At 71.7% G+C, this 15,018-nt stretch carries 13 protein-coding genes; 9 read left to right on the forward strand and 4 right to left on the reverse strand.

The window, feature by feature from the left end; translation table 11 throughout:
- Nucleotides 1–18: 18 nt before the first annotated feature.
- Nucleotides 19–2,418 (reverse strand): lectin, encoded by a 2,400-nt coding sequence (locus tag ACZ68P_RS28710; RefSeq protein WP_471011243.1) that lies wholly within the window; start codon nucleotides 2,416–2,418, stop codon nucleotides 19–21.
- Between the two features lie 312 nt (nucleotides 2,419–2,730).
- Between ACZ68P_RS28710 and ACZ68P_RS28715 the strand changes: the two genes are divergently transcribed.
- The 9 genes from ACZ68P_RS28715 to ACZ68P_RS28755 all read left to right on the forward strand — a co-directional run bounded on the left by ACZ68P_RS28715 (nucleotide 2,731) and on the right by ACZ68P_RS28755 (nucleotide 13,335).
- Nucleotides 2,731–3,312: a sugar O-acetyltransferase gene (locus ACZ68P_RS28715; protein WP_471011245.1), complete on the forward strand. Its 582-nt coding sequence runs from the start codon at nucleotides 2,731–2,733 to the stop codon at nucleotides 3,310–3,312.
- Between the two features lie 13 nt (nucleotides 3,313–3,325).
- Entirely contained in the window at nucleotides 3,326–3,868 is a 543-nt protein-coding gene (locus tag ACZ68P_RS28720) for a TetR/AcrR family transcriptional regulator (protein WP_471011247.1), read from the forward strand.
- Nucleotides 3,869–4,224: 356 nt separating this feature from the next.
- Entirely contained in the window at nucleotides 4,225–5,388 is a 1,164-nt protein-coding gene (locus tag ACZ68P_RS28725) for a PP2C family protein-serine/threonine phosphatase (RefSeq protein WP_471011384.1), read from the forward strand.
- Nucleotides 5,389–5,594: 206 nt separating this feature from the next.
- Nucleotides 5,595–6,572, forward strand: coding sequence for a GlxA family transcriptional regulator (locus ACZ68P_RS28730; protein ID WP_471011249.1), 978 nt, complete (start codon nucleotides 5,595–5,597; stop codon nucleotides 6,570–6,572).
- A 183-nt stretch (nucleotides 6,573–6,755) separates the two neighbouring features.
- Complete coding sequence (locus tag ACZ68P_RS28735) at nucleotides 6,756–8,165, forward strand: aldehyde dehydrogenase family protein (RefSeq protein WP_471011251.1); 1,410 nt, start codon at nucleotides 6,756–6,758, stop codon at nucleotides 8,163–8,165.
- Between the two features lie 45 nt (nucleotides 8,166–8,210).
- Nucleotides 8,211–9,821: a long-chain-fatty-acid--CoA ligase gene (locus ACZ68P_RS28740; RefSeq protein ID WP_471011252.1), complete on the forward strand. Its 1,611-nt coding sequence runs from the start codon at nucleotides 8,211–8,213 to the stop codon at nucleotides 9,819–9,821.
- Nucleotides 9,822–10,005: 184 nt separating this feature from the next.
- A complete protein-coding gene (locus tag ACZ68P_RS28745; RefSeq protein ID WP_471011254.1) occupies nucleotides 10,006–11,367 on the forward strand; it encodes a hypothetical protein in 1,362 nt (453 codons plus the stop codon).
- On the forward strand, nucleotides 11,364–11,927 hold the full coding sequence (locus tag ACZ68P_RS28750; RefSeq protein WP_471011256.1) for a potassium channel family protein: 564 nt from the start codon (nucleotides 11,364–11,366) through the stop codon (nucleotides 11,925–11,927). The genes ACZ68P_RS28745 and ACZ68P_RS28750 overlap by 4 nt, the downstream gene beginning before the upstream one ends.
- 40 nt (nucleotides 11,928–11,967) lie before the next feature.
- Nucleotides 11,968–13,335: a chloride channel protein gene (locus ACZ68P_RS28755; protein WP_471011258.1), complete on the forward strand. Its 1,368-nt coding sequence runs from the start codon at nucleotides 11,968–11,970 to the stop codon at nucleotides 13,333–13,335.
- Between the two features lie 84 nt (nucleotides 13,336–13,419).
- Here ACZ68P_RS28755 and ACZ68P_RS28760 read toward each other — a convergent pair whose 3' ends face one another.
- The 3 genes from ACZ68P_RS28760 to ACZ68P_RS28770 all read right to left on the reverse strand — a co-directional run bounded on the left by ACZ68P_RS28760 (nucleotide 13,420) and on the right by ACZ68P_RS28770 (nucleotide 14,996).
- Entirely contained in the window at nucleotides 13,420–13,719 is a 300-nt protein-coding gene (locus tag ACZ68P_RS28760; protein WP_471011260.1) for an SHOCT domain-containing protein, read from the reverse strand.
- A gap of 35 nt (nucleotides 13,720–13,754) precedes the next feature.
- The gene (locus ACZ68P_RS28765; RefSeq protein ID WP_471011262.1) at nucleotides 13,755–14,201 is read right to left on the reverse strand and encodes a DUF6325 family protein; all 447 of its coding nucleotides are present in this window, start codon (nucleotides 14,199–14,201) and stop codon (nucleotides 13,755–13,757) included.
- A gap of 153 nt (nucleotides 14,202–14,354) precedes the next feature.
- A complete protein-coding gene (locus ACZ68P_RS28770) occupies nucleotides 14,355–14,996 on the reverse strand; it encodes a GAP family protein (protein ID WP_471011264.1) in 642 nt (213 codons plus the stop codon).
- Between the last annotated feature and the right edge of the window lie 22 nt (nucleotides 14,997–15,018).

Consider the following 15,018-nt stretch of genomic DNA (forward strand, 5'->3'; position numbering starts at 1 on the left):
ACCGGGCCTACCGTCATGTCACGGCAGTGTCCATTTCTGGTTGGGGCCGGTGTGGCAGCTCCAGAGATGGACGGCGGTGCCGTCGTTCCAGACGCCTCCCGAGGCGTCCAGGCACTTGGCGGACTGCGGGTTGCGGACCGTCCCGTCCGCCTGGGGCGCCCACTTCTGGGCGCCGGTCCCGTTGCAGGTCCACAGCTGGACCTTCGTACCGTCCGCGCTCCCTCCGTCGGAGACGTCCAGGCACTTGCCCAGGACCTTCAGCGTGCCGTCACCGGAGACGGTCCACCGCTGGGCGGCCGTGCCGTTGCAGGTCCACAGCTGGATCTTCGTGCCGTCGGCGGTCTGGGAGTCGTCGACGTCTAGGCACTTGCCGCCCACTCCCTTCACCTCTCCGGTCCCGGACGTCCCGCCGGGCAGCTGGTTGAGCGTGTACCACGCCTCGGTGCTCCACAAGGGCTCCCCGGTCGACGAACTGAAGGGCCGGGGGGAGCGGACGTGGACCACCCGGTCGGTCTTGAGTCCCGGGAGGGCCAGGGTGACCGTCTTGCGATCGGCGGAGAGTGTGGCGGACTGCACGGTGAGCGTCTCCTCGTCGACCTTCGGGCCGCCGTAGGCCGCGGTCGGCACGTAGCGCCACTGCTTGACCTTGTAGCGTGTGCCCAGTTCGGCGGCGGTCTCCGTCGAGACGGGCTGGGTGTAGTCGAGGGCGAAGCCGCCGGGAACAGCGCGCATGGCGCGGATGTCGAAGGTGTGGGAGCCGTTGGGTGTGAGCTTCTGCAGGCCGTGACTGAGCTTGCCCTCCTGACCCCAGTTGCCGCCCGCACCCAGCCCTCCCGCGTACAGCGCTCCGTCGGGCCCGACGCTGATGCGGGTCACGCCGGCCTCCAGCCCCTGGGTGAAGCGGAAGACCGCGCCTTGGTACTCGCCGCCGACCTTCTCCAGGAATCCGCGCTGGATGCCCCCGTACGTCACGTCTCCGAACAGCATCTGTCCGGCGAACGGGCCTTCGGTCAGCTGGAGCGGTGTGCTGGGCGAGTTGGCGATCTCGTTCTGCGGCAGCCACAGCACCGGCTTGGTCACCGGCTGGGTGTCGAAGGGGCCGACCGGGTTGGTGCGGTGGTGGAAGAACCGGCCCTGCTTGATGTGCACCAGTTTCGACGAGGGAAGCCAGCCGCCCTGGTTGTCGGTGACGAAGATGTCGCCCTCGGGGCCCCATCCGATGCCGTTCGGGGTGCGCAGCCCACCGGCGACGTACGACACGGCGCCGGTCTGCCGGTTCACCTTGATGGTGGTCCCGCGGTTCGGGGCGGGCTGCGGATCCGTGGTCGCGCCCCCGTAGTTGATGGACACCGAGAGGTTCAGGTAGAAGAACCCGTCCTTGTGGAGCAGGCCGAAGGCGAACTCGTGGAAGTTGCCGCCGAAGGGCCAGGTCGCCACCCTCCGGTACTGGTCGGTGACCTCGTCGCCGTCGGTGTCGCCGAGCTCGGTCAGCTCGTGTTTCTGGGAGACGTAGAGCTTGCCGTCGACGTACTTGATGCCCATGGGCTCCTTCAGACCCGAGGCCACCTTCTTCACGGTCACCTTGTCCGGGCCGGTGCTTCCCGTGACGTTGGACAGCAGATAGACCTCGCCGAGGGTGTTGTTGCTGCCGCCCCAGGTGGTGACGGCGAGACGACCGTCGGGCAGCCAGTCCATCGCGGAGACCTGTGGCTCGAAGCCGCTGGGACGGAGCTGCGTGAGGGTGAAATCGGGGTGCACACCGGTCAGGGGCAGGCCGTCACCGGGCGAGTCCGTGCCGGCCTCGCATTCCTTGCGGCCGGGCGCGGTCACACGGACGACGCCGGCGTCCGTGCTCAGGGCCGTGTTCGGCACGACGGTGAAGCCGGAGGCGCCGGGCGGCTTCCACGCCAGGGTCAGCTGCTGGCCTCCGTCGCGTTCGAAGTGCTCGATACGCAACGCGTGGTGACCGGCCGTCAGGTCGACGGTCGCCTCCTTGGGCTCGGCACCGTGGAGGCCGCCGTGGTCGATCAGCAGGCGGCCGTCGAGCCAGAGGCGGGATCCGTCGTCGCTGGTGAGGCGGATGGTGTAGCCGCCCGACTGCGGGGCGCCGAGATTGCCGATGACATGGGTGACGAAGTTGCTCTCCAGACCGAAGTCCCCGGACGTGGACCAGTCGATGACCGGCATCAGCTTGTCGATGTTGGGGGTCTGTCCCGCTTTCAGCGTGCAGAGATCGCTCAGCGGCGCCTGCACGTCGAAGACGCGGAGGGTGACTCCGGGCTCCTGCGGCGGGAGAGCGGCGGGGGCGGAGCCGGCGGCCGGGGCCGGGCCGGCCGCCAGGCCGAGGCCCAGTAACGAGGCGAGAAACGGTCCGGCCAGGCGTCTGGCCAGTCGCCGGGTGGACAGCCGTGGATGCACGTGACCTCCTGACGGCCCTCGGCTTGGAGGGCTCGATCGGGCAAGGGGGGATCCACCGCTGCCGGGGCGCGCCGTCGTCCCGGACACGGAGTCGCTGCGGGTGAGGGCCGTGAGCCCCCACCGTCGCAACGGACACCGTAGGGACTTCTTCTGACGGCGTCCATGCTTTGTCCCGAGAGCAGAGAAAGTGACGGGAAGTAGCGCTTCCCGAGGTCCCGGGCGGCCGCGCCGTGCCCCGGCGCCCCGACTCGTGTGGGGGGGGGCACGGGCATGGAGTGTACGAACGTACCTTCTGAGTGTACGATCGTACGCATGACGACCGACTACTTCGCCGGCGATCCGCGCACCCCGGTGGAGCGCATGCTCGCGGGCGACCTCTACATCGCGGACGATCCCGAGATCGCCCGGAGGCAACTGCGTGCCGCGCGGCTCGCCGCCGACTACCAGGCCGCGAGCCTGCGGGACCCGGCGACGGCCTCGGCGGTGCTCGCCGAGCTCTGCGGCCACGTCGGCGCGGACGTCGTGGTGCGGGCGCCCTTGTACGTGGACTACGGAAGCAACATCTCCATCGGGGCGAGGACCTTCGTCAACTACAACCTCACCGCACTGGACGTCGCGGCGATCACCATCGGCGAGGACTGCCAGATCGGGCCCAACGTCCAGCTCCTCACGCCCACGCACCCCCTGGAGCCGCAGCCGCGGCGGGACAAGCTGGAGGCCGCGCTCCCCATCACCCTGGGGGACAACGTCTGGCTCGGCGGAGGCGTGATCGTCTGCCCCGGTGTGACCATCGGCGACAACACCGTGATCGGCGCCGGATCCGTCGTCACCAAGGACATCCCCGCGAACGTCGTCGCCGTCGGCAACCCCGCCCGGCCGATCCGGGACCTCTGAGGGGTCCGGCTCGATGGCCACCGGACACAGCGACCCCCAGCGCCGCGAGCGCATCCTCACCGCCACCCTCGACCACATCGCCGAGGAAGGCGTCGCCGGAGTCTCGCACCGCAAGATCGCCGCCCGCGCCGGCGTGCCGCTCGGCTCGATGACCTATCACTTCGACGGCATCGACGAACTGCTCCGCGAAGCCTTCACCCGCTTCGCCGGCCATATCGTCACCGTCTTCGAGCGGCACCTGAACTCGGCCGAAGGGCCGGCCCAGGCGCGCGAAGCGGTCACCAGCCTCGTCCACACCCTCTCCGACGGGCCGCAGCGCGACCTGATCCTCACCCAGGAGCTCTACACCCTCGCCGCCCGGCGCCCCGAGTACCGGGAGCTGACACGGAGTTGGATGCTCCGCAGCCGGCAGCTGCTGGAACGGCACTTCGACCCCGACACGGCCCGCCAGCTCGACGCGCTCATCGAGGGCCTGACCCTCCACCGCGCCCTCGACACCGCTCCGCACGACCGCCGGCTCACCGTCCAGGCCGTGGAGCGCATCACCACCCCCTGACGGCGGCCACCCCGGCAGCCTGCGGGGGCGCGGCCCTGACACCGCTCCCCCGCAGGCATCACCTGGCCACCGGCTCGCCGCAGCGGCCGTGATCCGGTAACGGCGTGTCCTGACCCCGGTCGCGGCACCGGCGGTACCGGCACCCTCCGCGGCGTGACCATCCGGCCGTCACGTGGCTCCCCGGGCCGGGCCCCGGGCCGCGCGGCGGACCGGTACGCGTCGGTCCATGATGGGAGGGGAGAGCCCAGCGGTTTCCCAAGCCGCGGATGAAGGGGCTCATCGAAAGGACCGTGGCCGTGAGCGGTGGGCAGAGTGGGCTTCCCCGGCTGCTGACGGCGGCGGAGACGGCGGCGCCGGTGGACGCCGTCGACGTGGTCGCGCGGGACCTGCGCCGGCGGTTCGACGCGGTGGAGGTCTCGTTCCTCATCGTGGACCTGACGGGCAAGGCGGTGGCACGGCTGTCCACCGCCGGGGCCGTGGAGGGCGGGCGGGAGCCGGAACGGATCCCCCTGTTCGGCAGCGTGTACGAGCAGGTGGTCCGTACCCAGCGGCTGTACCAGGAGGCGACCGACCAGGGGCATCGGGTGATCGTGCCGGTCACCAACCGGGGAGACGCGATCGGACTCCTGGAACTGCTCCTGCCGGCCGGTCCGGGCACGGACGTGCTCGACGAGGTCGCGGAAGCGGCGCACATCCTCGCCTACGTCGTGATCGCCAACGGGCGCTTCACCGATCTCTACACCTGGGGCAAACGCTCCAGGCCGCCGACCCTCGCGGCGGAGATCCAGTACCAGCTGCTGCCCCCGTCCCTGTCGTGCGAGGCCGCCCAGTTCACCCTGTGCGGACACCTCGAACCGTCCGAGGACCTCAGCGGTGACACGTTCGACTACATCCTGGACCGGGACACCCTGCACGTGTCGGTGACCGACCCCATGGGTCACGACCTCGACGCCGCCCTGGCCGCCACGGTCCTGCTCGGCGCCCTGCGCGGGGCCCGTCGCGCGGGGGCCGGTCTGGCCGAGCAGGCCCACCTGGCCGATCAGGCCCTGGCCGACCACGGACGCGGCCACGCCACCGGCCAGCTGCTCCGCATCAACATCCACACCGGCCAGGCCCAGCTCGTCAACGCCGGCCACCCCTGGCCCCTGCGCATGCGCGAAGGAGCCGCGCAGGCGCTCACCTTCGAGGTGGACCATCCCTTCGGGCTGTCCGTGCCCATGCCCCACCCCTACCGCGTGCAGGACGTCGACCTGCGCCCCGGTGACCGGCTGCTCATGTTCACCGACGGCATGCTCGAACGCCACGGAGAGACGGTCGACCTGCCCACCCTGCTGGAGCGCACGCGGGACCTCCACCCTCGGGAGACCGCCCTGCTGCTGACCTCGGCGGTACGGGACGCCGCCGGCGGCCGGCTCGAGGACGACGCCACCGTGATGTGCCTGGACTGGCACGGCCCCCAGGAGACCCACCGACACGTCAGCTCCGGCGCCGACACCCAGCAGGCCTCGGCCGGCCGCTGACCACCGGCACGGTACGAAAGGGCCGCGCGGGCGGGCGGAGCGCGCGGGGCGGCGCCAGGGATGGCGCACACCGGGCACGCCCGCAAACGTGGACGCGTACACCTACGCACGAGAAGAACCCGCGCGACGGACACCGCGGACTCCATGGCCGAATGTGACAGAACATGGTCATTGCGGCCATTGAAGTGGCGCGAAATGATCAGCCCATGCTCCAGCCCCACAGAGTCGTCATCGCCGCCTTCCCCGGTGCCGAACTGCTCGACGTCACCGGACCGGCCGAGGTGTTCTCCGTCGCCACCCGGGTCGCCGACGCCGGTCGCCCCGGCTACGTCGTCCGTATCGCGACGCCGGACGGCGAACCCGTGACCACCTCCAGCGGGGTGCGTGTAATGGCCGACCTGACGCTCGCGGAGGTGGACGACGACGTGGACACGCTGCTCGTCTCGGGTGCGATCACCGTCGACGCCTCGGGTGTCGCGCCGGTGCTCCATCGCGGGATCGTCGAATGGCTGCGGGACTCGGCGCCGCGGACCCGCCGGATCGGTTCGATCTGCGCCGGCGCGCACCTGCTGGCCGAGGCGGGGCTGCTGGACGGCCTGCCCGCCACGACACACTGGCTCACGGCCGCGCGACTGGCCGCCGCCCACCCGCGGGTCGCCGTCGATCCGGACCCGATCTTCATCCGCGCGGGCCGGGTCTGGACCTGCGCCGGAATCACGTCCGGGATGGACATGGCGCTGGCCATGGTCGCCGAGGACCACGGCCAGGACCTCGCCCTGTCCACCGCCCGGATGATGGTCATGTACGTCAAACGCTCCGGCGGCCAGAGCCAGTTCAGCGTGCCGCTCGCCGTGTCGACCGCCACCGGCGACCGGATCGACGACCTGCGCGTCTGGATCGGCGAGCACCTCACCGACGACCTCTCCGCCGAGGCGCTCGCCGCGCGACTGCACCTCAGCGTGCGCCACTTCTCACGGCTCTTCCGCCGGCGCACGGCCACCACACCGGCCGCCTACGTCGAGTCCGCACGGCTCGAGGCCGCGCGCCGGCTGCTGCAGGAGAGCGACCGCACCCTGCCGGAGGTCGCCGCCACCAGCGGCCTCGGCTCCGTCGAGAGCCTGCACCGCGCCTTCAAACGCCGGCTGGGAACCACCCCGGCGGAGTACCGTCGCCGCTTCCGCTGACCCGACGCACCCCCCGAACCCTCATCGCCTCGCGCGCCACCGCCTGGCGGAACACCGCCATGCCCGCGCCCTCGGCACCACATCACACCGTTTGGAGACTGGATCGGCGGGCCGTGGGCGCTGGCGCAGAACGCCTCGGCGTTCCTGCACGTCCTGCGGCGCGTCGCCGCGGGCAAGGAGCCGGTGGAGACGAAGGCCGTCCACGAGGACGCGGGCCGGACCTGGGTCGACGTCTTCCCGGCCACCGGCTGGGACGTCCTGCTGCTCAACGGCTACTCGGCCCGGGTGCGGATGCGTCCCGGCGTCACCGCGGACCGGGTCCGGACCCGCGCGGCGGGCGAGTACCGGGGCAGGCCCGGTCCCCCGGCCGTCGCCCTGGTGCTCGGCGCCGGCAACGTCGCCGCCATCACCGCGCTGGACATCCTGCACAAGCTCTACGCCGAAGGCCAGGTCGTCATCGCCAAGATGAACCCGGTCAACGCCTATCTGCGGCCCCACTTCGAGGACGTCTTCGCCGAGTTCGTCGAGCGCGGCTGGGTGTGGTTCGTCGACGGAGGGGCGGCGGAGGGCGGCCACCTCGCCGGTCACGAGGGTGTCGACACCATCCATGTCACCGGCAGCGACCGCACCCATGACGCCATCGTCTGGGGCACCGGCGAGGACGCCGAGCGGCGCCGCCGCGACGACCGGCCACTGATCGACAAGCCCTTCAGCAGTGAACTGGGAGGTGTCAGCCCCTGCATCGTGGTGCCCGGACCCTGGAGCGACGCCGACTTCCGCTTCCAGGCCGAACACATCGTCACCAGCAAGATGAACAACTCCGGACACAACTGCATCGCCAGCCAGGTCCTGGTCCTGCCGCGCGACTGGGACGGCACCGACCGGCTCCTGGACGAGATCCGGCGGGTCCTGCGCGCCCTGCCGCCCCGCACCGACTACTACCCGGGCTCCGCGGAGCGCCTCGCCTCGGTCCTCGCGGCCCATCCGGAGGCGGAGACGCACGGCGAGGGCAGCCGCCTGCTCGTCCCCGACCTCACCGACCACGCCGACCCCCTGATCACCGGCGAGGTCTTCGGCAGCGCCCTGGCGGTCGTGCGTCTGCCCGGCTCCACTCCTGACGCGTTCCTCGCCCATGCCGTGGACTTCGCCAACGACACGCTCCCCGGGACCCTCGGCGCCACCCTGATCGTCCATCCGCGGACCGAGAAGGCCCACGGAGAGGCGGTCCGCACCGCCGTCTCGGAGCTGCGCTACGGCACCCTGGGCGTCAACTGCTGGTCCGCGGTCGGCTTCCTGCTGGGCTTCACCCCCTGGGGCGCCTTCCCCGGCCACACCCGCCAGGACATCGGCAGCGGCGCCGGCTTCGTGCACAACGCGTTCATGCTGGAGGACGTCGAGAAGACGGTGGTGCGCGCGCCCTTCACGCCCGCGCCGCGCGGCCTGGTCACGGGCGACCCGTCCCTGTCACCCCGTCCCCCGTACTTCGTCACCCATCGCACCGCGCAGACCACGGTGCGACGCCTCACGCGGTTCACGGCCGCGCCGAGCCTCGCCAAGCTGCCCGCCCTCCTCGCGTCCGCGCTGCGCGGCTGACCCGTCGCGCGCCCGCACCGACCGCCACGTCCCCACGGAGACCTCATGCTCAACCTCGCCATGGTGCTGGAGACCAGCGCCCGTACCGTGCCCGACCGCACCGCGATCGTCCTGGGTGGCCAGCGGCTCTCCTACGCCGAACTCGACGCGGCCGCCCGCCGCGTGGCGAACCTGCTGCGTTCACGCGGCATCGGGCCGGGCGACAAGGTGGCCCTGTCCTGCCCCAACCTGCCGTGGTTCCCGATCGTCTACTACGGCATCCTCAAGGCCGGCGCGGTGGTCGTCCCGCTCAACGTGCTGCTCAAGAGCCGTGAGATCGCGTACCACCTGGCCGACGCGGACGCGAAGGCGTACTTCTGCTTCGAGGGCGGCGCCGAACTGCCGCTGGGGCAGGAGGGCCGGGCCGGCTTCCTCGACACGCCGGGCTGTGAACACTTCTTCCTGATGACGGGCGCTCCCTCCGCGGTCTCGCCGATCGAGGGCGCACAGACGCTGACGGCGGCCCTGGCCGACCAGAGCGCGGACTTCGAGACGGTCGCCACCGAGCCCGGCGACACCGCGGTCATCCTCTACACGTCCGGCACCACCGGCAGGCCGAAGGGTGCCGAGCTCACCCACTCCAACCTGACGCTCAACGTGGTGACGTGCCACAAGCTGTTCGGCGAGGTCGACCACGACGTGCACCTGATCGCGTTGCCGCTGTTCCACTCGTTCGGCCAGGTCGTCCAGATGAACGCGGGCCTGGCGTCCGGAGCCACCCTGGTCCTGCTGCCTCGCTTCGACGCCCGGTCGGCCCTCGCCCTCATGCAGCGCCACGCCGTCACCTTCTTCACCGGCGTTCCCACCATGTTCTGGGCCCTGCTGGAGGCGGACGCGTCCGACGTGGACCTGCCGCAGATCGCCGCGAAGCTGCGCATGGCGGGATCGGGAGGTTCGGCCCTGCCCGTGGAGATCCACCGCCGCTTCGCCGAGCGGTTCGGCGTCACCATCCTGGAGGGGTACGGCCTGTCGGAGACCAGCCCGGCCGCCACCTTCTCGCCCCGGGGGGAGCGGGTACGCCCCGGCTCCATCGGGCGCCCCGTCTGGGGCGTGGAGGTGGATCTGGTCGCCGAGGACTGGACACCGGTCCAGGGGCCGGACGCCATCGGAGAGATCGTCGTCCGCGGGCACAACGTGATGAAGGGCTACTACAACCGGCCCGAAGCGACCGCCGAGGTGATGCGCGACGGCTGGTTCCGCACCGGTGACCTGGCCCGCCGGGACGCCGACGGCTGGTTCCACATCGTCGACCGCGCCAAGGACATGATCATCCGCGGAGGCTTCAACGTGTATCCGCGGGAGGTCGAGGAGGTACTGCTCACGCACCCTGCCGTGAGCATGGTGGCCGTCGTCGGTCTGCCGGACGAGCGGCACGGCGAGGAGATCAAGGCCTGCGTGGTCCTCGCCCCGCAGGCGAAGGTCCTCGAGGAGGAGCTGAGCGAGTGGTGCAGGGATCGGATGGCGGGTTACAAGTACCCCCGCCTGGTGGAGTTCTTCGACGTCCTGCCCACCAACGCCACCGGCAAGATCCTCAAGCGCGAACTGCGGGAGACCAACGCGGGCGGTGGCCGCGCCACCGCCGGCCGAGGGCAGGCAGAGGTCGCGGAGACGCACTGAGACGGGGCGGATTCAGCCGGACGGCCGTACGCCGCCGTCCGGCTCGCCCTGACGGTACGTCTGCCGAACGGGGGACGGACGGCATCGCTCCGGTCGCGGGACGCGGTCGGAGCGCCTTTGCTGGACTGGCGGCGGGTGCTCCGCCGCTCGCGACCCCCGCGGTGCGCTCTCGCAGGAGATCCGTATGGAACCCCAGCCACGGCAGCCGGAGCCGTCACCCGGCTCCCCCTCTCCCACGGGGAGCGGAACCGAGTGGGCGGATCTTCAGCGCCGTATCGCGGAACTGGAGAGCGGCGGCAGGCCACGCCGTCACCGGTGGCGGTCGGTGCTGTCCGCCCTGCTCGTATGCCTGGCCACGGTGCTGTCCGTGCTGTCCGTCGTCGCGGTGTGGGCCGACAGCATGGTGGCGGACACCGACCGCTACGTCGACACCGTCGCACCGCTCGCCTCGGACCCGGCCGTCCAGACGGCGGTGACCAACCGGGCGACGACAGCGATCCTGGACCAGATCGACGTGAAGGCCCTGGTGACCGAACTCTCCACGGCCGCCGAGCGGGAGGGGGCGCCGCCCGCCGCCGGGAAACTGATCAAGGAACTCAGCGGCCCCATCGAGAGCGGCCTCAAGGAGCTGGTGAGCAGTACGGTCCGCCGCATCGTGACGAGTTCCGCCTTCGAAACGCTGTGGCGCGAGGGCAACCGGGTGGCACACAGGTCGTTGGACAAGGCGCTCACGGGCAAGGGCGGCGGCGCCGTGGAGCTGAAGGGCGATCAGGTGGCGATCGACGTCGCCCCCGTCATCGAACGGGCCAAGGACGAGCTGGTGAAGGCCGGTTTCTCCCCGGCCGCGCGCATCCCCGACGTGCACACCGACTTCGTGGTGTTCTCCTCGGACGAGCTCTCCAAGGTCAAGACGTACACCCGGATCCTGCAGATCGTCGGCTCGTGGCTTCCGGTGGTCACCGTCCTGATCGCGGCGGCGGGGGTCCTGCTGGCGGCCCACCGGCGGCGCGTCCTGGTGGCGACGGCGCTCGCCGTGGCGTTCGGGATGCTGGTTCTCGGCGTGAGTCTGACCGTCTTCCGCGGCATCTACCTCGACCGTCTGCCGGCAGAGGTGTCGCAGGACGCGGCGGCGGCCGTGTTCGACGCGCTCGTCAGATTCCTGCGGGCCACCGTCCGCGCGGTCGCCGCGGTCGCTCTGGTGACGGCCTGCGGTGCCTTCCTGGCCGGGCCTTCGCGCCCCGCCGTCACGATCCGGCGGGCGTGCGCCAGTGGCATCGCGGCCGCGCGGGGCGCCGCCGCCTCGGGTGGCCTGCGGCTCGGTGCGGTGGGGCGGTTCGTCCACCGCCACAAGCGGTGGATCGGCGCGCTCATCCTGGTGGTCGCCCTGATCGTCCTCGTGACGTGGTCCTATCCGAGCACGGTGGTGGTGCTGTGGATCGTCGTCGCGGTCCTGGCCGCCTTCGCCGTACGGGAGTTCCTCGACGACACCGGGCCGGCGGACGGTACCGGCCGACGGGACGGCGAGAGAGAACCGCGGCCCTCATGAGCGCCCCGCGGGCGGACGGCAAGGGGCGGTCGCACCAGGTGCGTCTGCTCCTGCCCCTCCTGCGCGCCTCGGCCGTGGTGGCGGTGACCACCACGCTGTACTTCCTGCTCCCCCTCGACCGCGATCTCGATCACAACACCGCCACCGTGCTCGCCCTGGGCCTCCTCGGCATCGGTGCGCTGCTCGGCCTGCAGGCGGTCAGCATCGTCAGCTCCTCCCACCCCCGGCTGCGTGCCGTCGAGGCGCTGACCACCGCCGTCCCCCTCTTCCTGCTGCTGTTCTCGGCCACCTACTTCCTGTACGGGCGCGAGCAGGGAGCGCACACCTTCTCCGAACCGCTCGACAGGACCGACGCGCTGTACTTCACGGTGACCGTCTTCGCCACGGTCGGCTTCGGCGACATCGTGCCCCTCTCCCAGACGGCACGGGTGCTGACCACGGTCCAGATGGTGGCCGACCTCATCCTGGTGGGCCTCATCGCGAAGGTCATGGTGGGAGCGGTACGGCTCGGTCTGGAGCGACGCCAGTCCACCCCGCCGCCGGAGAAGCGCGAACCGTGACCCCTTCGCCCCTCGCCCCTCGTGAGGAGAGACCGCACCCATGACGGCGCCCTCCGCCCGCCCGGCCGCGTCCCCGGATTCCGAGGAGTCCGACGAGGCCGACCGACTCCGGGACCTGCTGCGCACCCCCGGGTACCGCAAGATCCTGCTCTTCAGCGCGCTCATCGGCATCCCCGTCTCCCTGGCCGCCTTCTGGTTCCTCGTCGCCCTGCACGAAGCGGAGCACGCGCTGTGGGCGGACTTGCCGAAGGCGTGGGGCTGGGCCACCCCGCCGGCGTGGTGGCCGCTGCCCCTGCTCGCCGTCGCCGGGGCCGTCGTGGGGCTTGTGGTGGCTCGTCTGCCCGGTGCGGGCGGTCACGTGCCCGCCTCCGGACTGCACCCGGGCGGGGCATCGGCGGCCGCGCTGCCCGGAGTGGTCGTCGCCGCGGCCGCGAGCCTGCCGTTCGGTGCGGTCCTCGGCCCCGAGGCGCCTCTGATCGCGCTCGGCGGCGGGCTGGCCCTGCTGTTCCGTCGGCTCGTCCGGGCCCCCGCCACTCCCCAGAGCACCGCGCTCCTTGGGGCCGCCGGAGCGGCGGCGGCGATCGCGGCCATCTTCGGCAATCCGCTGGTCGCCGCGGTGCTCCTGATCGAGGTGGCGGGCGTGGGCGGACCGCGGCTGTTCGTCATCCTGCTCCCCTCGCTCCTGTCGAGTGGCATCGGCGGGATCGTGTTCACCGGCTTCGGACGCTGGACGGGTCTCGAGACGGCCGGCCTCTCCGTGCACTTCCCCACGGCGCCGCCGCGCCTGGACACCGGGGACGTGGTGTGGGCGATGGTGCTGGCGGTGGGCATCGGAGCGCTGGTGCACCTGATGATCATCGGAGGCCGGCTGGCCGCCGCCTTCGTGGCGCCGGCCCCGCTCGTCCGGACGCTGCTCTGCGCGGTCGGCGCCGGCGGCTGCGCGGCCCTGTACGCGGTCGTGACGGGCCGCTCTCCGGTGGAGGTCGCCTCCTCCGGGCAGGCCACCCTGACCCAGCTGGCCGCCGATCCGCATGCCTGGAGTGTGGGCGCCCTGCTGGCCGTCCTGCTGTTCAAGTCCGTCGCCTACGCCCTGTGTCTGGGCAGTCTGCGCGGTGGGCTGGTGTTCCCGGTGCTCTTCCTGGGCGCGGCGGTGGGTGTCCTGCTCGCTCCGCTTCCCGGGCTCGGGGTGATCCCCGGAGCCTCGGCGGGCATGGCCGCTGCCGCGACGGCCGCTCTGCGGCTGCCGGTCAGCAGCGTGGCCCTGGTGGTCCTGATGCTCGGCAACTCCGAGACGATCCCGGTGGTGATCCTGGCGGCCGTGACGGCCTTCGCCACCTCCGAGCTGCTTCCCCGGGGGCCCGCGGCCGCGCCCCGCCCGCCGGAGAAGACGGCGGGCGGGGCGGCCTGACGGATCCGGGCCGGCGCCGCCGTGGGACGGGCGGCGCCCGAAGCGGAGAGCGGCCGGAGCGAAGAGCCGGACGCGTCGCTCGGTTCAGTATTCGAGGAGGCGGCGCTTCTGGGCGTCGAACTCCGCCTCGGTGAGCACTCCTTGCTCCTTGAGCTGACCGAGCTCCTTGAGCTGGGCGATCTTCGTCTCCATCGACGCCGCGGCCGGGGGCGGCGGCGGCGGAGGAGGAGCGCTGTAGGCCTGCTGCGGCGGGGCCGCGGCAGGTGCTTCCTCGGCCTGCTGCGCCCAGCGGCCGGCCTGACGCCGCGACACCCTGTTGGACACGGCGGTGGCAGTGCCGGAGATGACTGCGGTGCGGGCGACCCCGCGGAGAAGTCCTGGCATGAGAGTGGTCCTTGTCGAAGGGCGGCGCAGGGCCGCTAGGGGGTGGACTCGACGGCCTCCAGAGTCGCCAGGAGCGCGTCGGCGGGAATCCTTCCGCCGGCCACCATCCGGGCACCGCTGCGCCGCAGGGCCGTCGCCAGAGGTGCGGCCCACAGGTTCTCGTACACGAGCACGCCCGCCGAGTTGCCGGGTTCGAGGACGGCGGCGGCCTCCTGGAGGTCGTCCTCGCCGAGCAGGCCGGAGGACGCTCCTTCGAAGACGGCCAGGTCGAGCTGCCCGTCGCCGTCCAGATCGGCGATCTGCAGCGCGCTGACGGATCCGTCCGCGTCCTTGCGTACGAAGGACAGATCGAGGATCCGGATGACGCGCCGGTCGACCAGGTCCAGCAGGAGGGACAGTCCTTCGCCGGTCATCCGATTGCCGGGGAACTCCAGGACCAGGTAGTCGACAGGTCCCATCTCCGTGACTTCGTCGCCGCTCATACCGACTCCTCGCCTGGCGGTCCGCTTCTTCGATGTGCGACGACGGCCGCCCCCACCGACCTCACCGGCACCGCCTTCAATTCCAGCACCGCGGGACGGGAACCGCACCTGCACCTTCGGCCCGCCCCTTCACGGCGGCGGGGGTGTCCCGGCTCAGACGAGTTCGTAGAGGCTCCTGCCGACGACCCAGAGGCCCACCCCCAGGCACAGGACGACGAGCGCCTGGTCCTGGTGGCCGGTGATCGTGCGCATGAGGGACTGGAGCCGGGCGGTGGCGTGGGCGGGCCGGAGGGTCGCGTACAGCTCCATCGCCAGGAGACTCGACGAGGCCAGCAGGACGTAGAGCATCAGGGTCAGCCAGGTGGCCGTGTGGGACAGGTCGGCCTTCATCACGGTCGTCGCGCCCACGGCGACCAGGCCCCACGGCTGGAGCAGGACGGCCATGCCCGCGGCCGACCATCCCGAGGCGTGACGCACCCGGCTGAGCCACCCCGGTTCCTCCTTGCGCCGGCTCGCTCCGTGGTGTCGGTGCACGCCGTAGGCCACGAGTCCGACGCCGATGGCCAGCTTGACGGCGAGGACGGCGGTCGAGGGCGCGGTGCGGGCCCTGGGCGGTGAGCCTCCGGTGAAGAGCAGGACGCAGGCGATCACCACCCCCAGGCACGCGAGCCATCCGAGGATGAAGGCGAGTCCCTTGCGCACGCCCCCGTCGGCGGACAGGAGCAGGATCAGGGCCATGCCGGGGAAGGGGATGAGGGTGATCGCCAGGCCGATGAGGATCAGGTCGAGTGTCATCGGCGTGCGTTCCCTCCGTGCG

This window comes from Streptomyces sp. NPDC036822 (genome assembly GCF_055609145.1).

What these genes read in the sequence shown, in the direction of transcription:
- ACZ68P_RS28715 (WP_471011245.1), top strand. Translation starts at nt 2,731, where the DNA reads ATGACGACCGACTACTTCGCCGGCGATCCGCGCACCCCGGTGGAGCGC.
- ACZ68P_RS28720 (WP_471011247.1), top strand. Translation starts at nt 3,326, where the DNA reads ATGGCCACCGGACACAGCGACCCCCAGCGCCGCGAGCGCATCCTCACC.
- ACZ68P_RS28730 (WP_471011249.1), top strand. Translation starts at nt 5,595, where the DNA reads ATGCTCCAGCCCCACAGAGTCGTCATCGCCGCCTTCCCCGGTGCCGAA.
- ACZ68P_RS28740 (WP_471011252.1), top strand. Translation starts at nt 8,211, where the DNA reads ATGCTCAACCTCGCCATGGTGCTGGAGACCAGCGCCCGTACCGTGCCC.
- ACZ68P_RS28745 (WP_471011254.1), top strand. Translation starts at nt 10,006, where the DNA reads ATGGAACCCCAGCCACGGCAGCCGGAGCCGTCACCCGGCTCCCCCTCT.
- ACZ68P_RS28750 (WP_471011256.1), top strand. Translation starts at nt 11,364, where the DNA reads ATGAGCGCCCCGCGGGCGGACGGCAAGGGGCGGTCGCACCAGGTGCGT.
- ACZ68P_RS28755 (WP_471011258.1), top strand. Translation starts at nt 11,968, where the DNA reads ATGACGGCGCCCTCCGCCCGCCCGGCCGCGTCCCCGGATTCCGAGGAG.
- ACZ68P_RS28760 (WP_471011260.1), bottom strand. Translation starts at nt 13,719, where the DNA reads ATGCCAGGACTTCTCCGCGGGGTCGCCCGCACCGCAGTCATCTCCGGC.
- ACZ68P_RS28765 (WP_471011262.1), bottom strand. Translation starts at nt 14,201, where the DNA reads ATGAGCGGCGACGAAGTCACGGAGATGGGACCTGTCGACTACCTGGTC.
- ACZ68P_RS28770 (WP_471011264.1), bottom strand. Translation starts at nt 14,996, where the DNA reads ATGACACTCGACCTGATCCTCATCGGCCTGGCGATCACCCTCATCCCC.